16 protein-coding genes are annotated in these 18,627 nt (G+C 55.4%); 9 read left to right on the top strand and 7 right to left on the bottom strand.

What is annotated here, in order from left to right; translation table 11 throughout:
• The 7 genes from DS901_RS10040 to DS901_RS10010 all read left to right on the top strand — a co-directional run bounded on the left by DS901_RS10040 (position 1) and on the right by DS901_RS10010 (position 8,491).
• The gene (locus tag DS901_RS10040; protein WP_113776808.1) at positions 1 to 402 is read left to right on the top strand and encodes a GtrA family protein; all 402 of its coding nucleotides are present in this window, start codon (positions 1 to 3) and stop codon (positions 400 to 402) included.
• A gap of 39 nt (positions 403 to 441) precedes the next feature.
• Positions 442 to 2,214 carry a hypothetical protein gene (locus DS901_RS10035; protein WP_113776807.1) on the top strand — a complete coding sequence of 591 codons (1,773 nt, stop codon included), beginning with the start codon at positions 442 to 444 and terminating at the stop codon, positions 2,212 to 2,214.
• 9 nt (positions 2,215 to 2,223) lie between these two features.
• Entirely contained in the window at positions 2,224 to 4,224 is a 2,001-nt protein-coding gene (locus tag DS901_RS10030) for a hydantoinase/oxoprolinase N-terminal domain-containing protein (RefSeq protein ID WP_113776806.1), read from the top strand.
• Positions 4,225 to 4,319: 95 nt separating this feature from the next.
• Complete coding sequence (locus DS901_RS10025) at positions 4,320 to 4,928, top strand: CDP-alcohol phosphatidyltransferase family protein (RefSeq protein WP_113776805.1); 609 nt, start codon at positions 4,320 to 4,322, stop codon at positions 4,926 to 4,928.
• 13 nt (positions 4,929 to 4,941) lie between these two features.
• The gene (locus tag DS901_RS10020) at positions 4,942 to 6,141 is read left to right on the top strand and encodes an ABC transporter substrate-binding protein (RefSeq protein WP_113776804.1); all 1,200 of its coding nucleotides are present in this window, start codon (positions 4,942 to 4,944) and stop codon (positions 6,139 to 6,141) included.
• A gap of 24 nt (positions 6,142 to 6,165) precedes the next feature.
• On the top strand, positions 6,166 to 7,857 hold the full coding sequence (locus DS901_RS10015) for an ABC transporter permease (RefSeq protein WP_113776803.1): 1,692 nt from the start codon (positions 6,166 to 6,168) through the stop codon (positions 7,855 to 7,857).
• Positions 7,850 to 8,491, top strand: a complete 642-nt coding sequence (locus DS901_RS10010; RefSeq protein WP_113776802.1) for an ATP-binding cassette domain-containing protein — start codon at positions 7,850 to 7,852, stop codon at positions 8,489 to 8,491. The genes DS901_RS10015 and DS901_RS10010 overlap by 8 nt, the downstream gene beginning before the upstream one ends.
• On the opposite strand, the gene DS901_RS10005 is transcribed toward DS901_RS10010, so the two are convergent.
• Complete coding sequence (locus DS901_RS10005; RefSeq protein WP_404932349.1) at positions 8,488 to 9,570, bottom strand: THUMP domain-containing class I SAM-dependent RNA methyltransferase; 1,083 nt, start codon at positions 9,568 to 9,570, stop codon at positions 8,488 to 8,490. The genes DS901_RS10010 and DS901_RS10005 overlap by 4 nt on opposite strands.
• Positions 9,571 to 9,635: 65 nt before the next feature.
• Entirely contained in the window at positions 9,636 to 10,400 is a 765-nt protein-coding gene (locus DS901_RS10000) for a methyltransferase domain-containing protein (protein ID WP_113776800.1), read from the bottom strand.
• A gap of 62 nt (positions 10,401 to 10,462) precedes the next feature.
• Here DS901_RS10000 and gloB point away from each other — a divergent pair, with 62 nt between their 5' ends.
• Entirely contained in the window at positions 10,463 to 11,239 is a 777-nt protein-coding gene (gloB, locus tag DS901_RS09995) for a hydroxyacylglutathione hydrolase (RefSeq protein WP_113776799.1), read from the top strand.
• 179 nt (positions 11,240 to 11,418) lie between these two features.
• A complete protein-coding gene (gene clpA, locus DS901_RS09990; RefSeq protein ID WP_113776798.1) occupies positions 11,419 to 13,743 on the top strand; it encodes an ATP-dependent Clp protease ATP-binding subunit ClpA in 2,325 nt (774 codons plus the stop codon).
• Between the two features lie 43 nt (positions 13,744 to 13,786).
• On the opposite strand, the gene DS901_RS09985 is transcribed toward clpA, so the two are convergent.
• The 5 genes from DS901_RS09985 to idi form a co-directional block, all read right to left on the bottom strand.
• Positions 13,787 to 14,476, bottom strand: a complete 690-nt coding sequence (locus DS901_RS09985) for a dimethylsulfonioproprionate lyase family protein (protein ID WP_113776797.1) — start codon at positions 14,474 to 14,476, stop codon at positions 13,787 to 13,789.
• A gap of 74 nt (positions 14,477 to 14,550) precedes the next feature.
• Positions 14,551 to 16,278, bottom strand: coding sequence for a peptidoglycan -binding protein (locus DS901_RS09980; RefSeq protein ID WP_113776796.1), 1,728 nt, complete (start codon positions 16,276 to 16,278; stop codon positions 14,551 to 14,553).
• A 3-nt stretch (positions 16,279 to 16,281) separates the two neighbouring features.
• Positions 16,282 to 17,358, bottom strand: coding sequence for a biopolymer transporter ExbB (locus DS901_RS09975; protein WP_113776849.1), 1,077 nt, complete (start codon positions 17,356 to 17,358; stop codon positions 16,282 to 16,284).
• Between the two features lie 153 nt (positions 17,359 to 17,511).
• A complete protein-coding gene (locus DS901_RS09970) occupies positions 17,512 to 18,042 on the bottom strand; it encodes a gamma-glutamylcyclotransferase (protein ID WP_113776795.1) in 531 nt (176 codons plus the stop codon).
• Between the two features lie 56 nt (positions 18,043 to 18,098).
• Positions 18,099 to 18,626 carry an isopentenyl-diphosphate delta-isomerase gene (gene idi, locus DS901_RS09965; RefSeq protein WP_113776794.1) on the bottom strand — a complete coding sequence of 176 codons (528 nt, stop codon included), beginning with the start codon at positions 18,624 to 18,626 and terminating at the stop codon, positions 18,099 to 18,101.
• Between the last annotated feature and the right edge of the window lies 1 nt (position 18,627).

Raw genomic sequence — 18,627 nt, 5'->3', positions numbered from 1 at the left:
ATGCGCACGGGGCTTGTTGGGCAAATCATGCGTTTTGGAGTCGTTGGCGCGGTAGGCTTTGTCGTCGACGGCGGCGCGCTGTGGATTTTCTTATCAGCCGAGCTGAACCCATATATCGCGCGGGCGCTATCGTTCCCCGCGGCTGTTGTCGTCACATGGAGCCTGAACCGTGTGTGGACATTTGCAAGCGCCGGAAAGCCCGGAAAACGCCGACAGTTCAACCGCTACCTGGCAGTACAATTGGTGGGGGTGGCGACCAATTACTGTGTCTATACAAGCGTAATTCGAACATTTGGCACGGGCGCGCAAATGATCGTCATTGCTTTCATGGCGGGGTCGCTTGTGGGCATGTTTCTCAACTTTTGGGGCGCGCGCCAGATCGCGTTTCGTGACATTGATTAAGATGATAGGCTCTGCGCCAAATCAACAAAGGATGCCGCTATGAAGAACAATCCCGTCTTGCGTGTTCTGCGTGACAACGCCTTTTTACTTGTGGGTCTGGCGACCTTGGCGCTGGTTATCGGTAAAGCCGCAGTTGATGGGATGACGCTGCGCGAAGATTTTGGGACCAAAGGCAATGATGACATTATGCGGCTGCTGTCCGTGCGTGACTGGCTTGGTGGGCAAGGTTGGTTTGACGTCCGGCAATACCGATTGATCCCGCCAGAAGGTGTGTCACTGCATTGGTCGCGCTACATTGATGCAGGAATTGCAGCCATTATCGTGCCCATGTCATGGTTCTTTAGCCCCGAGACAGCCGAGCTAATTGCCGTGACAGCTTGGCCGACGCTGATCATGGTTTTCACATTGATGATCATCGGGTTTGGCACACGGCGGGTTTTTGGCGTCGCTGCGGCCTGTTTCGCGATGTTGTGCACGGTGATCTGGCCGTTGACAGCTGATTTACATTCTAGCGCGGGCAACCTCGATCATCACAACGTTCAGTTTCTGATGATGGTGATCATGGCCTTTGCCGTGATTTGGCCCAGCCGCCCGATTGCGGCCGGTATAATCGGTGGGTTTGCGGGTGCGTTTTCGCTGGCCGTTGGACTTGAAAGCCTTGTGTTTATTGTGGGCGTCGGGATGGTTCTTTTGGTGCATGCTGCATTTGCGGCCACTCGCCAGACCCGGCATATGTTGATCGCGTTTTGTCTGTCGCTTGGGGCGGGAAGCACCCTGTTCTGGCTGGGTCAAACCGGGCCCGATATCCGCATGGATTTGATGTGTGATCAACTGGCCCCACCAACGTTGAGCCTAGTGGCAATCGCGATGGCGGCAAGCCTTCTTTCCGTCGCTGTCGCTGGGGCGCAAGTCCGACCGATCCGCAGCCTTGGCGTCGCGATGGTTGTCACGGCGGGCGGGCTTGCGCTTGCATGGCCCCTGCTGGCGCATTGTCTTGCGGGGCCCTACGCGCAGATTCCACCAGAGCTTCAGGAATTGATTAGCACGCAAATTGCTGAGGCAAAACCGGGGATCGTTTACGCTATTTCAAAACCTGCGATTTCGCTGGTCTTTGTGCTCCCGATTTTTGCAGCGTTGATTTTTGGCGGAATGCTTTGGGTGCAAACGCGTCGCGATCCTATCGGTAAGCCGTTGGCTATGCTGCTGATTTTATGTCTGATCGGGCTGCCGATGATGCTTTTGCAGATGCGGACCGTCATTATCGCGGCCAGCGTGGTGCCGATGATTGGCGGCGCGGTGATTGCGCAATACGGACGCAGCTATTTCGCAACCCGCGACCTGAAGGACGGATTGCTGGCACTGGTTATTGCCATATTGATTGTGTCGCCGGTGACGGTTGTTCGCGGATTGTGGCCTCTCCTTCCGTCTAGCAACAGCACGACTGCCACTACACAGGACAATTGTCGCAGATATACATCCCTGAATGTGTTAAACGATGTTCCCCCGGCAGTCGTTCTATCGCATGTCAATTATGGCACCTCCTTGATGTGGGCGACGCATCACGCGGCGATTTCTGCCCCTTATCATCGCAGCACTGCCGCCTTTATGAATGGGATTGTTCCCTTCCAAATGGAGGCAGAAGAGATGAAAGCCTATACGCAAAAAACGTCGGCGACCCATCTACTTTTATGTCGCGGCTATTCTTACAAAAGCACATTTGTGCGCGGCTTAGCGATGGGTGAAACGGTGGATTGGTTGCGCCCAGTTCCCCTGTCAAACGACGAACAGATGCTGTTTGAAATTCTGCGGTAGCCTAGGGCGATGGCATATCTTTTAGGGGTTGATACCGGTGGGACCTATACAGATGCCGTCGTCTTGCACGAGGCATCAGACACCGTTCAGGCAACCGCAAAGGCGCTGACGACACGCCCCGATTTGTCCATTGGTGTCGGAGCCGCAATTGATAGGGTGCTTGCAGATGCGCACGTGACCCCATCAGACATTGCGATGGTTTCCCTGTCGACAACATTAGCCACCAACGCATTGGTCGAAGGCCACGGCGGCAGTGTTGCCTTGATCGCGATCGGGTTTGATGACGCCGATTTACGGCGTGCGGGGTTGAATGACGCAATGGGTGGTGATCCGGTCATTGCGTTAAACGGTGGCCATAACCACGGCGGTGTTGAAATAGTTCCGCTTGACTTGGTTGCATTGAATACAGCGTTAGATGGGCTTGATCCCGGAGTAACCGCATTTGCAGTCGCTGCAAGTTTCGCAACCCGCAATCCTGCGCATGAAATCGCGGTCCGCGACGCCATTCGCGGGTTTTCCGGCAAGCCGGTTACGTGCTCGCACGAACTGTCACAGGGGTTGGGTGGTCCAAAACGCGCATTGACCGCAGTGTTAAATGCCCGTCTGATTGGGCTTATTGATGGGCTGATTTCATCGTGCGAAGCGCATCTGCGCGCGCGTAGTATTGATGCGCGGCTGATGGTCGTGCGCGGGGATGGGGCACTGATTTCCGCAGATGTGGCGCGCGAAAAACCGATTGAAACCATCTTAAGCGGTCCAGCGGCGTCGGTTGCGGGTGCAAGTTGGTTGACTGGAGAAAACAACGCGCTGGTCAGCGATATTGGCGGCACCACAACAGATGTTTGCCTGCTCCTAGATGGACGCCCACAAATTGATCCGCAAGGCGCGCGCGTCGGTCCGTTCCGCACCATGGTCGAAGCCGTTGCAATGCGCACGACGGGCTTGGGCGGTGATAGCGAGGTCCATATAATTGACGGCCTGAATGGCGGAATATATTTGGGCCCGCGCCGATTAATGCCGTTGTCATTGGCGGCTGTGCAGTTTCCGGAATTGGTTCATGCAGCCTTAGATCGGGCGTTGGCACATGATGTTCCGCCTGCGGATGGTGGACAACTTGTCATTCCCGTGTGGGAAACGATGCCGCAAGGGTTGGATGCGCGCGAAACAACGATTGCCCAGCGGTTAGCGGCGGGACCGTTGCGATTAGGCGAAGCCGTTCAGACACGTAATGAGAACCCGGCGCTTGGGCGTATGATCAAACGTGGCTTTGTGATCCTCGCGGGGCTTACCCCCTCGGATGCGGCACATGTATTGGATCTCGCGCAGAATTGGGACAAGTCTGCGGCAGTCAAGGCTGCGACTTTGTTTGCGCGTCGCCGCAATGGCAGCGGGCAGCGTATAGCTGCTGACCCCGCGATGCTGGGGCAGATGATTGTCGACCAATTGGTTGCGCAAACCGTTGACTGTTTATTGCAAGCCAGCTTTGCCCAGGATGGTTTTGCGGATGATCCAGCCGCGCTGACCCAGCATGCGCTCACGCGCGCGGGGCTCAACAGGCATCAGGGAATTTTGCAGATGCAGTTGCGCCTTGGCGTGCCTGTTGTTGGGCTTGGAGCGTCGGCTGCGACATATTACGGCGCAGTCGGTGATCGGCTTGGCGCGCAGATGATTTTGCCCAAACATGGGGAAGTGGCCAATGCGATCGGGGCCGTCGTTGGGCAGGTGCGGGTTTCGGTGACTGGATCATTGGTTGCGTCTGACAACGGCGGTTTCACGGCCCATCTTCCCGACGGGCCGCAGCACTTTGATAATCAAGAGGTCGGATTGGCCGTACTTGAAACATGCCTATCTGCACATGTTACGGCCAAGGCCCAAGCCGCCGGTGTGGATACCCCTCGGATCAGCGTGGATCGCGATATAAAGCAAGCCAAAATAGCGGACAAACACATGTTCATAGAAGCCGTTTTTCGGGTCACCGCATCTGGACGTCCGCGCATCGCAACCGGCTAATGTGTCAAAAAGCGGTGATTGTCTCACATTCGTGTCAGCCTGATTGCACCGCTTGGCTGCATCGGCGACAAGATGTGGACTTAAGGGATAGAACAATGCTCGACCGCTATGCACGCCAAATAATTAACCCGCCGTTGAACAGGCTGGGTCGCGGTATCGCTGCGAAAGGCATGACTGCGAATAGTGTGACGTTGATCGGTTTAGGGCTAGGGCTGTTGGCAGCGCTTGTCATTGCGCTTGGCGCGCCAATGTTGGCGCTTATCCCGCTACTTGCAAGCCGCTTGGCCGATGGGCTGGATGGCGCAGTGGCAAGAGCAACGAAGAAGACTGATTTCGGTGGCTATCTCGATATCACGGCCGACTTTTTATTTTATGGGGCCATTCCCATGGGCTTTGTGTGGTTGTCACCTATCGCCAATGGCGCGGCGGGGGCATTTTTGCTGACGGCGTTTTACTTCAATGGCGCGAGCTTTCTGGGCTATGCAATCTTGGCCGAAAAACATGGGATGAAAACAGATAAGCAGGGACAAAAGTCGCTCTATTATTCCAATGGCATTCTAGAAGGCACAGAAACCATCGTATTTTTTGTGCTGCTTTGTCTTTTTCCTCACTATTTTGCCCTGCTGTCGTGGGTATTTGGCGCGCTGTGTTTTGCGACTGCGGGCTTGCGGATCTATGCCGCGCAAAAGATTTACACAGTATAAAGGATACGTCTTGATGAAATATCTCTCTGTTCTGGCAGCGCTTTTGGCACCGCTACCCGCACTTGCCGATGTTGACCCAACGGATTGGGATGCCGTGATTGCAGCCGCCGATGGACAAACCGTTTACTGGAACGCATGGGGCGGATCCACCACCACCAACGAATTCATCGCATGGGTCGGTGATCGGGTTGAGGCTGAATACGGGGTCACACTTGAGCATGTAAAGCTGACGGATACCGCCGATGCGGTGACCCGTGTTTTGTCTGAAAAGCAGGCCGGCGAAGATGATGATGGCGCGATTGATATGATCTGGATTAACGGGTCGAACTTTGCGGCGATGAAAGAGGCCGACCTGTTGTTTGGTCCTTATGCCGAAAGCCTGCCAAACTGGGCGCTCGTCGATGTTGATGGTAAGACCGTACAAACAGATTTCACAGTGCCAACCGATGGGTTTGAAAGCCCGTGGGCCATGGCGCAGGTCGTTTTCGTGCATGACAGGGCAAACATGCCCGAAACTCTTGGATCAATGCAGGCCTTGCTCGCATGGGCGCAGGACAACCCCGGTCGTTTTAGCTATCCGCAGCCGCCAGATTTCTTGGGCACGACGTTTCTAAAACAGGTATTGGTCGACATCTTAGAAGACCCAAGCGTGTTGCAAGTGCGTGCAACAGATGAAAACTACGATGCGGTGACAGCCCCGCTTTGGGCATATCTGGATGCATTAACTCCGCATCTGTGGCGTGAAGGCAAAGCCTATCCTGCGACGGGCACGGCCATGTTCCCGCTGATTGCCGATGGGGAAATTGACCTTTCAATCTCGTTCAGCCCCGGTGCGGCCTCAACCGCGATTGCGAACTATGAACTGCCCGATAGCGTGCGCACATTTGTGTTGGACAATGGCACAATTGGTAACGCGTCCTTTGTCGCGATTCCCTATAATTCAGGGTCTAAAGAAGGCGCAATGATCGTTGCAGATTTCCTGATGTCCCCAGAGGCCCAAGCCCGTGCCCAAGACCCAGCGATACTAGGCTATGGTACGGTGCTAAATATGGAAGCATTGACCGAAGAAGACCGTGCCGTATTTGACGGGTTAGAGCTGGGTGTCGCGACCCTCACACCTGCTGAATTAGGCTCTATTCAAGCAGAGCCACACCCAAGCTGGATGACACGCGTCGCGGATGATTGGGCGCTGCGGTACGGTGTTGCACAATAACATGAATGCGGGGCGTGTGACCTAATGCGGCGTCCCGTTTTGCCAGTTCTTCCCGCATTGACGCTTTTGCTGATGCTTGGCCCGGTTGCTGCTGGGCTATGGGGCGCGTTGCTTCCTGCCTTTGGGCATTTGCCTGCGGCTGGATTAACGGGGCCGTCGCTATATCCGTTTCACGCGGTGTTGGATTGGCCCGGCCTGCCGCGCGCGGCATTGTTATCCATCACAACCGGGGTTGGCGCGACGGTTATCTCGCTTTGCGTGGTGATGTTATTGCTGGCTGGATGGTCAGGCACACGCGCATTTCGGACGCTCGAGCGGCTACTTTCGCCGCTTCTCTCGGTCCCACATGCGGCCGCCGCGTTTGGGTTGGCTTTCTTGATCGCACCCTCAGGTTGGATTGCACGGTTGGTGTCGCCAGCGATCACGGGGTGGGAGCGCCCGCCTGACGTCTTGATCGTCCAAGACCCTTTGGGGCTGACGATGATGGCAGGGCTTATCGTCAAAGAAATCCCGTTTTTGATTTTGATCAGCATTGCCGCCCTTGGTCAGGCGCAAAGCCAAAGCAGTATTAAAGTTGCCCAAGCCTTGGGCTACGGACGTGTCACGGGCTGGATGAAAACTGTATTTCCAAGGGTCTATGCGCAGATCAGATTGCCGGTCTATGTTGTGTTGGCATATGCGATGTCAGTCGTCGACGTGGCCGTGATTTTGGGGCCGAACACGCCACCAACACTATCGGTGCAGATCGTTAAATGGATGTCGGACCCCGATCTCGATATGCGGCTTTTGGCGGCGGCGGGAGCGCTGTTGCAGCTTGGGCTGGTGATTGGGGTATTGGTCCTTTGGCGGGTGGCCGAAGGCGTTATCGCCAAGCTCGGGCAGGGCTGGGTGGCAAGGGGAGCGCGCGGTAAATGCGACCCTATTCTAGCCCAAAGTGCACTATTTCTGGGCGGAGTTTCATCTGCGGCCATCTTCCTCGGACTGGTTGTTCTCACGATTTGGTCGTTTGCAGGTTATTGGGGGTTCCCTGATGCTTTCCCTGACGGGTTTACGCTGCGTAATTGGATGCGGCACGGGCCGGGGGCGCTTGCGGCCCTAGTTGAAACAGCCTTGATTGCTGGGACGGTTTCTATTGTGGCGCTTATGTTGACCATTGGTTGCCTTGAAGCAGAATACCGCTACGGCTTGCGGGTCACGCAGCGCGGCATTTGGTTGCTCTATCTGCCGCTGCTCATACCGCAAACGGCATTTTTGCCAGGGCTACAGACGCTCATGCTGGGCATCGGTGCCGAAAACGGGCGCTTTCCTGTCATGCTGGCGCATTTGGTTTTTGTACTTCCCTATGTGTTTTTGTCACTCTCGGCCCCGTTTCGGGCGTGGGATGTGCGCACGGGCACTGTTGCTGCGGCGCTTGGCGCAAGCCCGGATGCGGTGTTGTGGCGGGTACGTTTGCCGATGCTGTTGCGCCCGATCTTAACAGCGCTCGCGGTCGGGTTAGCCGTTTCAGTTGGGCAATATCTACCAACATTGTTGATTGGCGGTGGCCGGGTCACGACGCTCACAACCGAAGCTGTCGCGCTGGCGTCAGGGGCGGATCGTCGGGCGATTGGGGTTTATGGACTAATGCAAACCGGGGCGGCATTACTGCCTTTTGCGTTGGCGCTTGCGATCCCGGCGATGTTGTGGCGCAACAGGAAGGGATTACGCGATGGATAAGGGTCTATTCCTGCGGAATATCGAAATTTCTAGCCAGAAAGGGCGGTTGTTATCGGTGTCACATGACATTGCACCGGGTGCGGTCCTATCCGTTATGGGGCCGTCGGGTGTTGGGAAGTCAACCTTGCTTGCGTTTATCACAGGAACCTTGCCTGCGGATTTTTCTGCGCAAGGGACCGTGATGTTAGACGGTCATAATATCACGGATTTACCCGCGCATAAGCGCCGGGTTGGCATCTTGTTCCAAGATGATCTTCTTTTTCCACACCTATCTGTAGGCGCGAATTTGGCATTTGGGCTTGCGTCCGGTGGTACCAAGACCGCGCGGCGTGATAAGATTGCTGAGGCTTTGACCGAGGTCGATCTTGCAGGGTTTGAGAGCCGTGACCCGGCCACGCTGTCTGGTGGTCAAAAGGCGCGCGTTGCCTTGATGCGTATGCTGCTATCAGAGCCCTGTGCGTTGTTGTTGGATGAACCCTTTTCGCGACTTGATGCCGCCTTGCGTGCACAGGTGCGCGCATTGGTCTTTGCACGCGCCAAAGCGCGGTCTTTGCCGGTGCTGATGGTGACCCATGATGCTGAAGATGCGCAGGCCGCGGGCGGCCCGATCATTACGCTACAAGCGCAGCGCTAAAGTGGACCAGTTTGGAACAGCCAAACCTTAAGCCCGCCATGCGGGACGGGTGGCCCTTTGGGTTTAAAGGGCAGGGCTGTTGCCTTGGCTAAACCCGCATCGCTGGTGACAATCCCAACGCGCCAGCCCGCAAAGCGTTCTTTCAATGTCTTCCCAAGACTCCCATAAAGCCCGAATAGTAATTTCGGGTTGCCAATCCGTCCGCCGTAAGGCGGGTTGCAGATGATCAATCCGGGCGGCCCATCAGGGCGCTGTAAATCCGTGACGGGGTGGTTTTGAAAGGTGATCAGTTCATCCACACCGGCGCGTTTTGCATTTGCTTGGCTCATTCGAATAGCGCCTGCATCGCGATCACTGCCGAAAAACCGCTGCTCTGTCTCTGTCGGGGATTGCGCGCGCATCTGCGCCCATTGGTCTGGGTCAAAACTAGCCAATTGTTCAAACGCGAAACTGCGGGTGCGCCCCGGATCAAGCCCACGCGCGATTTCAGCGGCTTCAATTAAGAAGGTGCCGGACCCGCACATGGGGTCTAACACGGGCATCGTCCCGTCATACCCACATTCACGCAAAAACAATGCCGCGAGCGTTTCACGCATAGGTGCTTTGTTCACCGCTTCTTTGTGGCCACGTTTGTGCAGGCTTTCACCCGAGGTATCGACGCTGATCGTCACCCGGTTGTCGTCGATCCGGGCCTTAATCACGATGGTCGCATCTGCGCTGATGGTCATTGCATGGCTTTCGCGCAATGCTGTTTCAATCCGTTGTGTCGCGGCGCCGGCATGGTAAATCTTTGACTTACGACTTGTCGAAACTTCGACCCTAACAGGCAGTTTAGGGTCTAATAAATTGCCCCAAGGGAATTTGCGCGCGCGCTTATCCAGCTGTGCAAGGTGAAACGCCATGAACGATCCCACCCGCGCCAGAACACGCGTGGCACCGCGCATTTTCAGATTGGCGCGCCAGACATCCGGCCAGCCGCCCACGATGGTCACGCCCCCCTGAACAAGTTTGGCATCGGCAAAGCCGTTTGCGATGGCCTCGGCGTGTAGCGCAGGTTCTAGCCCTGGCGTGCCGGTCATAAAGATTTCGAATTGATCCATCCCATGTGCATGACCCGAAAACGCAGCCGCATGCAAGCACTGGATTAGGCTGGTTTGCGGGCTGTTTCCGGCTTTGGTGCAGGTTTTGTGATGCCTTCAAGAACTCTTAACGGGCGACGCACGGTTGCGGTCAACCCGCTTGGCGGAGAAGCTGCCTTTTGTTTGCTGACCTCTATCATCAAAACCCCGCCAGCTGCGATCAGCGGCATTGCGTGACCGGCACGCTCAATCAGTCCAGCTGATTTGCGCCAGATGCGGCCGCTTGATGGGGGTTGGTACAGGGTTGAGAGCGAGCGCTCCATAACAAACTGATGCTGTCGCAACTGCGCCTCGAGCTGACCAAGTGAATAGGGCCGCCCATAGCCAAACGGCGTTTTGTCAGACCGCGACCAAAGCCCGGCGCGATTAGGCACGACGAATACGGCTTTGCCACCGGGCCCTAGCACACGAAATGCTTCTTCCAGCAGGGCGGTTGGCTGTTCCGTGGTATCCAACCCATGCATCATCACCAGTTTATCGACGTGACCCGTTTCAATCGGCCATTGCGTATCTTCGCACAGCACGCTTTGGTTTTTTTCGCCCGGTGGCCATGGCATCACACCTTGCGGTCCTGGCATTAACCCGATCACCCGGCGCGCGTCTTTCAGGAATGGGCGTAAGAGCGGAACGGCAAAGCCAAACCCAACCACCATTTGGCCCTGTGCTTCGGGCCAGATTTGCGTCAACTCATCGCGGATCACCTTTTGCGCGGCCCGCCCAAGCGCGCTGCGGTAGTAGAATTGGCGCAAATTCAAGACATCGAGATGCATTGCGGTTGTAGTTCCTTGGGCAAAGATTACGGTGAACCATACCAACAGAAAGGCACATTGCTATGAGAAACATGTCAACCGGGCTGGAATTGGTCACTGTGCCGTGCCTTTCAGATAATTACGCGTTTATTGTCCACAATAGCCAAACAAACGAGACCGCGCTGATCGACGCGCCAGAGGCTGCCCCGATTCAAGCCGCATTGGATGCGCGCGGTTGGGTGTTGACCGATATCGTGCTGACCCATCACCACCCTGACCATATCGATGGCGTTGATGCTTTGCGCGGGACAGCGCGCGTGATTGGAGCCAAGGCGGACGTGCATAGGCTGCCCGCTTTGGATCTCGCGATTGCCGAGGGCGATGATCTGACCCTTTGCGGCACAAAGGCGCAAGTGTTTGATGTGTCAGGGCATACGCTGGGGCATATCGCGATATATCTGGCTGAGCCGGGCTATGCGTTTACCGCCGATAGTTTGATGGCGCTTGGCTGTGGGCGGCTGTTCGAAGGAACACCCGCGCAAATGTGGGACAGCTTGCAAAAACTGCGCGCGCTGCCTGATGATACGCTTGTATGTTCGGGACACGAATACACCGAAGCGAACGCGCGATTTGCGCTGGCCCTTGATCCTGAGAACACGGCGCTTATCTCAAGAGGGATGCAAATTACTGCTGCGCGTGCGGCAAAAGAGTCTACAGTTCCGTCCCTATTAGGCGATGAAAAGCGGACAAACCCGTTTTTGCGCGCTGATGACCCGGCGCTTAGGGCTGTTTTGGGGATGGATTCTGCAAGCGACGCGGATGTTTTTGCCTATATTCGCGCGCAAAAAGACAAGTTTTGACCGGTGATCGAAAGCGTACCTGCTGAAAATCGCATAAAAAATGAGGTTTCACGCGTTTTGTGAAGCCAAATTTAAAAAAAGTCCTTGAAGGTTCCGTCATAAAACCAAACCTTAAGGATAAGAGGCCACGTTGGTTGGTGCCACGGCACCCGCTGACCCCGATATGAAGGAGCACACACGTGCCATCATTTTCAACGACACTCGAGCAAGCCATTCATGGGGCCTTGGCCCTTGCCAATGATCGCAAGCATGAACTTGCCACGCTAGAGCATCTTTTGCTCTCGTTGATTGATGAACCCGACGCGGCGCGCGTGATGCGCGCGTGTTCGGTGAACCTTGATGATTTGCGCAAAGATTTAGAAGATTTCATTGATGATGATCTATCGACGCTGATCACCGATGTGGAAGGCTCCGAAGCGGTGCCAACAGCCGCATTCCAACGCGTTATCCAACGCGCGGCAATCCATGTGCAGTCATCCGGCCGCAGCGAAGTGACTGGTGCAAATGTGCTGGTCGCGATCTTTGCGGAACGCGAAAGCAACGCCGCCTATTTTCTTCAGGAACAGGAAATGACCCGCTATGACGCGGTGAATTTCATCGCGCATGGAGTGGCCAAAGACCCTGCATTTGGCGAACAACGCCCGGTATCGGGGTCCCCTGACGAAGGTGAAACCATCTCGGCGGGCGAAGGCGAGGCAAAAGAGAGTGCGCTGGCAAAATACTGCGTCGATCTAAATGCCAAATCGACTAAAGGGGACGTTGATCCGTTGATTGGTCGCAATCACGAGGTGGAACGCTGCATTCAAGTGCTCTGCCGCCGTCGCAAAAATAACCCGCTGCTTGTGGGCGATCCCGGCGTTGGGAAAACGGCAATTGCTGAAGGTCTTGCGCATAAGATCGTGAATAAAGAAGTGCCAGACGTCTTGGCCGAAGCCACGATCTATTCACTTGATATGGGCGCGCTTTTGGCGGGCACACGTTACCGCGGCGATTTCGAAGAGCGGCTTAAGGCCGTGATGACGGAACTTGAAGATCACCCTGATGCGGTGCTCTTTATTGATGAAATCCACACGATCATCGGCGCTGGTGCGACGTCAGGTGGTGCGATGGATGCGTCGAATCTGTTGAAACCTGCTTTGCAGGGCGGGAAATTGCGCTGCATGGGATCGACGACTTATAAAGAATTCCGTCAGCATTTTGAGAAAGACCGCGCGCTTGCACGTCGGTTCCAAAAGATTGATGTGACCGAACCATCGGTGCCAGATGCGGTGAAAATCTTGCAGGGGCTCAAACCTTATTTCGAAGAACACCACAGCATTAAATATACGGCAGATGCGATCAAAACCGCGGTGGAGCTTTCTGCGCGCTATATCAACGACCGCAAGTTGCCCGACAAAGCGATTGATGTGATCGACGAGGCGGGCGCGGCCCAGCATTTGCTGTCTGAATCGAAACGCCGCAAAACCATCGGCGCCAAGGATATTGAGGCCGTCATCGCGAAAATCGCGCGTATCCCAGCCAAAAATGTATCGAAGGATGATGCAGAGGTTCTTAAAGACCTTGAGAAATCACTGAAACGCGTGGTCTTTGGCCAAGATACGGCGATTGAGGCTTTGTCATCCGCGATCAAACTGGCGCGCGCCGGTCTGCGTGAACCTGAAAAACCCATCGGCAACTATCTGTTTGCAGGGCCAACAGGCGTCGGTAAAACCGAGGTTGCGAAACAATTGGCTGACACGCTGGGTGTTGAATTGCTGCGGTTTGATATGTCCGAATATATGGAAAAACACGCCGTATCGCGTCTGATTGGTGCGCCTCCGGGCTATGTTGGGTTTGACCAAGGTGGCATGCTGACTGACGGCGTGGATCAAAATCCGCATTGTGTGCTTTTGCTAGATGAAATGGAAAAAGCGCACCCAGATGTTTATAATATCTTGCTGCAGGTTATGGACCACGGGAAACTGACGGATCACAACGGGCGCACGACTGATTTCCGTAATGTGATCTTGATCATGACCTCCAATGCGGGCGCTGCTGAAATGTCGAAAAACGCGCTGGGCTTTGGTCGTGAATCGCGCGAAGGCGAAGACACAGCCGCGATTGAACGGGCGTTTACGCCTGAATTCCGTAACCGTTTGGACGCAATCATCAGCTTTGGCGCGTTGCCAAAACCTGTGATCATGCAGGTCGTCGAAAAATTCGTGCTCCAGCTCGAGGCACAATTGATCGATCGCAATGTGCATATTGAACTGTCACCAGCGGCTGCAGAATGGCTGGCGGACAAAGGTTATGACGCCAAAATGGGCGCACGACCACTTGGCCGTGTGATCCAAGAGCACATCAAAAAACCGCTGGCCGAAGAATTGTTGTTTGGCAAACTGGTCAAAGGCGGGATCGTGAAAGTTGGCGTGAAAAAAGGCGAGCTTGTGCTGCGCTACGAAGCACCTGAACAGGGTAAGCTCACCGATGGTGGCGATAAACCTCCGCTGCTGACGGCCGAATAACCTAAGACATGCCCGCCAATTTGGCGGGCATTTTCTTTGGCACCTACTTTGCCTTGCGCGGGGCTGTAAGCTTCATTTGCGGAGCTGCAAGACGTTCTGCAGGGCCAACCCAGGCGTAGGCTAATAGGCATGGATCGCGGTCGCCTGTGGTAATGCGGTGCTCGTCGCCCGCGCGATTGTAAATGAGCGACCCCGGCGCATAGACCGCACTATTGTTTTCTGACCAAGCGCCAGCCACCGACACATAGCTTTCTTCGATGTCTTGATGGCTGTGCTGTGGATAAGTCGTGTTGGGCGCGAATAAGACGAACCCCAAAATAAGCGTATCGCATTGCACAGGGCCTTGGGGCCCAAGGATTTCGCAGTATGCGTATTTTTGGCTCAGGGATTTTGTGACTTTTTCATAGCCGTATTCCCACGTCAGCGCGTCTTTGACTTCACGCAACGCGCGGGCAAGCCCCTGCATCGTGCTGCGTTCCCCTAAATCCAATGCGCGTGGGAAATGGGCTGTCACTGGCTTTGTTAACGCAGAGCGGTGACGTAATTCAGGGTTCTGCGTCATGGCCGCTGAAAGCCGATCGCGGACACGTTTGCGGTGGCTACGAATGGGGCCACTGCCGCCGTCGGAGCCAAACCGGTAAAGCGCGTCAATCTCGCGCAGCAGATATAGCCAGTCGGGACTACTATGCAGTCGTTGAACTGAAGATAGGGTATCGGTTGATAGGTCTGTCATGATGCTTGCCCTGCGCAAATGGACTGCGCAATCCAAGCATCAAATACCCTTGCTATGCAAGGGCTTGTGTCGCTTTAACGTTCAGTAAGCTTGAGCTCAATCCGCCGGTTCTGCGCGCGTGCTTCGGGCGTGTCTTCGGGGTTGATGGGCTGGAACTCACCAAACCCATTGGCCGCCAATCGGCGCGGGTCGATATCCAAATCCTCTGACATAAAGCGCACCACAGAAAGTGCGCGTGCTTGGCTGAGTTCCCAATTGTCACGGTAGCGACCACCGCCGCTCACGGGGATGTTGTCGGTATGCCCGTCAACGCGGATGACCCAATCAATGCCAGCGGGAATATCATCGGCGATGCTACGCAAGATGCCCGCGATATTTGCGATTTCAGCCTCGCCCAGCGCAGATAGCCGCGCACTGCCGGGTTCAAAAAGAACTTCAGAAGAAAACACAAACCGGTCGCCTTCGATCCGCACGCGGTCTTGCCCTTCAAGGATTTGGCGCAGTTCGCCAAAGAAATCGGATTTAAACTGTTCGAGGTTCTGCGCTTCGGCCTGCAGACGCTCGGCCTCTTCAGCGAGCCGCGCTGCTTCGGCTTCAAGCCGGACGCGTTCGGCCTCTTCGAGGGCGCGGCGCTGGCGTTCTTCGGAGACGACACGCGCCAACGCGGTATTTAGCTGTGACCCAAGCGTTTCGATCTGGACCTGCGCCTCGCGGTCGGATTCTTCCGCAAGGTTGAGCAGGCTTTGCAAGTTGGCGACTTGCGCACGCATTTCTGCGATCTGTTCGTTCATCAATGCGACTTGGCGCTGGCTTTCTGCGGAAAGCGCTTCTTCAGCGGCAAGGGCGTCGTTTGCCATGGCAAGAAGCTCGGCTTGGCGTGCGGCCTCTGACGTTTGCACATCCTGATCGCCTTGCACCTGAGCCAATGCGGCGCGTGCTTCGGCCAATTCGCGTTGCAACGCGTCGTTTTCCCCTGCCGCTTGATTGCGTAGCGCGTCCAATTCAGATTGCGCGGCGCGGGCAGCGGCCAGTAACGTCAGCGTTTCTTCGGCTTCGCGGCGTTGTTGTTCTAGGTTCAGTGTCATCGCCGTCAATTCGGTGTCGGCGTTGGCGAGCCGTTCGCGCAGAGCCTGAGCGGCGGCGGCATCGGCTAGCTGTGCGATTTCTAGATCTGATAGTTCCGCTGCCTGTTCTGATGCCACGGATTCCAGATCAGCAACCATTGATTCAAGTGCTTCGCGGCGCGCGGCGGCAAGGCGCGCTGCTTCGGTACCACTGTCGATTTCTTCGCGGGCTTGGGCCAACGCGAGGTTCAGTGCCTCTTGTTGTGATATTAACGCGGCCTGATCGGTCAATAGTTGTGATTTCTCAGCCTCGAGCGCGGTAATATTTACAAGCGCGGCCTCTCGGTCCGATAACAGCCCCGCAACTTGCGCTTCGAACGCTGTGATGTCGGTTTGCGCTTGCGCTAAAGCCGCGTCCTGTGCGTCCCGGTCGGCTAAAAGCGATACAATCCGATTGGCTTGTCGGGTGGCTTCAGCGTTGGCGGCATCAAGATCGGCTGACAATGCAGTGTTGCGATCTTGCGCGAGCCCAAGGGTGCTGGCCAGCGCCGCGACCTCAATGTTGAGCGCTTCAAGTTCGCTTTCTTGGCCGGTAATCGTTTGGCGCAGCACAAATTGGATCACCATGAAAATGGTCAGTACGAACATCAACACCAGCAAGAGCCCAGTCATCGCGTCAACAAAGCCCGGCCAGATGGCGTTTTGGAAACGGTTGGATTTTCTGCGGCTCAGCGCCATGGGTTAGCCCCGTTCCCGGATCGCACTGGCCAGATTGGCCAGATCCATACGTAGATCGCCGATCGCTTCTTGGCGTCCAGCGGACATTTCTTCGAGGATGCGCAACATTTGCACGTCGATCGACCGCAGACGCATGCGGCTTTCGGCGTCGATGCCCTCCATGCCGCTATCATCAAGTTTTTTGATCAGCTTTTCTTGGCCTTCTGCGATCCGTTCAAAGACGTTGTTATTGCTGCTGGCCGTCGTGATGTGTGCAAGCTGTTCAACTGCGGCAGCAAGCTTGGCAAAGCGTTGATCAGTTTGTTCGCGATCCGCGTCGTTCTGACCGATGGTCATTTGCATTGTGTCCATCAATTCGCTCAGTTGATCAGCAAATGCATCGAGCCCACCAATACCGCCGCCTTCTTCACCGTCGATACCGACGCGGGTGATGGTCGATAGCCATTCTTCGAGTTCGCGATAAAACCGGTTTTGTCCGTGGCCAGCAAACAGTTCAAGCAACCCGACAATCAATGATCCAGCAAGACCTAAAAGGGAGCTGGAAAATGCGGTGCCCATGCCGCCTAATTGTGCCTCAAGCCCGGCTTGCAGACGGTTAAAAATGTCAGCGCCGCTTTCGCCTTCTCCGGGATTAAGTGACCTGATGGTATCGACCAAGGCTGGAACGGTTGTCGCTAGCCCATAGAATGTCCCCAAAAGACCAAGAAAGATCAGTACATTCCCGATATAGCGGGTGATTTCACGGTCTTCGTCTATCCGCTGCGCGACGGAATCAAGGATAGAGCGTCCTGAGCTGGATGATACTTGCGTGCGCGCCCCACGCGACCGCAGCAATGTCGCCAAAGGCGCAAGCAATGACGGCGCTTTCGTAAAGTTGTGTCCGCCCGTCTCCTTGGCGAAATGTTCGATCCAGCCGACTGATTTCATCAGTTGAAACACCTGATTGACGCAGGACAAAACCCCAAGCGCAAACACTGTCAGGATCACGGCGTTCAAATAGGGGTTGGAATTGTAGATCGCCATCAGCTGGCTAAGCCCAAGGTAAAACCCAGCCCCAACCAGTCCAAGAACGACGAGCATGAAAATGATCTGCCGAATTGGCTGTGAAAATTGCGGCGGCGCTTTGGCTTCCCGTTTGTCAGACAAGATGGGAGTCCTTATTCCTGAATTACCCTATCGCCTCATACCATTATCGGCTGGTTGCGGCGTATATAAAATATAATGGCGGTGAATTCATGTTGCCGTCAAGGCACGCACGCGAGCGACAAGCCAAGCCATTTCGGTGTCGCGGATATTCATTTGGTCTAAATGGGCGGCGGTATTGTAGAGGTATTCAGTATTTGGCCCGCGTCCACCGACGGCTGTCGCAATCATTTGCGCCTGTTTTTCAAGTGCGAATTGGCAATACTGTTCGTGGTCGGGGTCGATGACATAGGCCAAGGCGCGGATCGTTTCACCGTTATCTGTGCGTAAATCGACGTGCTGCTCAAAATAAGCTGAGGACACGAGCTCGCGTGCGCGCAATTCGCCCAAAACCTTGTCTTCCTCATCGGGTTTAACCTGAAACGCTACCCCTGTGCAGCGCCCGCCCGGTGCCGCGTCAAGCGCAAGCACAAGCCCCGGTTCTTCTTCGGACCCACGATGGTGGATTGAAAGCATGCAAAAGCTGCGGTGATAGTCGTGTAAGCAGGCTTTGACCGTTTGTGCCGGGACAAAACCGGGATTCCAGAGCAATGATCCGTATCCAAAAACCCAAAGCGACATGATGCATTCCTTCTTATATAGCCCATAAACACCGGATTGGGCTGGACGAAAACCCCTTAGCGCTCGCCGCCCAAAATCGTCGCAGCGTGGTCACGAAGATAGATGTGCAGCCACGGAGTATAGTTTTCAGGGGTGCGGGCCATATCCGTCGCAAGATCATCAAAACTAACCCACCGCGTCCCCATGACCTCCTCTGGGTTGGGGGTGAACGTCAGACCCGCGGGCGTCTGACCTGTGAAAATAGCGACAACCTCATGTTCAATCAACGCATCGCCAACGTCGGCGCGGTATTCAATCGTGTCGCGGTAGGTCAGGGGAATACCGGTGATGCCTAGCTCTTGTGCTAAGCGGCGCGTGGCGCAGTGGTCGTCGGTCTCATTCCACAGCGGATGGGTGCAGCAGGTGTTCGCCCACATCCCCGGTGTATGGTATTTCTCTAGCGCGCGCTGCTGGATGAGCACACGCTCGCCTTGCATCAAAAAGACGCTGACGGCCTTATGTTTCAGGCCCTTTTGGTGGACCTCTAGCTTTTCAACGGGAGTAAGACCGCCATCTACCCACGCTGGAATCATTTGCTTTGACATA

The sequence above is a fragment of the Loktanella sp. D2R18 genome, assembly GCF_003318235.1.
Classification (GTDB): Bacteria; Pseudomonadota; Alphaproteobacteria; order Rhodobacterales; family Rhodobacteraceae; genus Yoonia.
The sequence above is the reverse complement of the archived record's forward strand: the minus strand, read 5'-3'. Positions and strand labels throughout refer to the sequence as shown.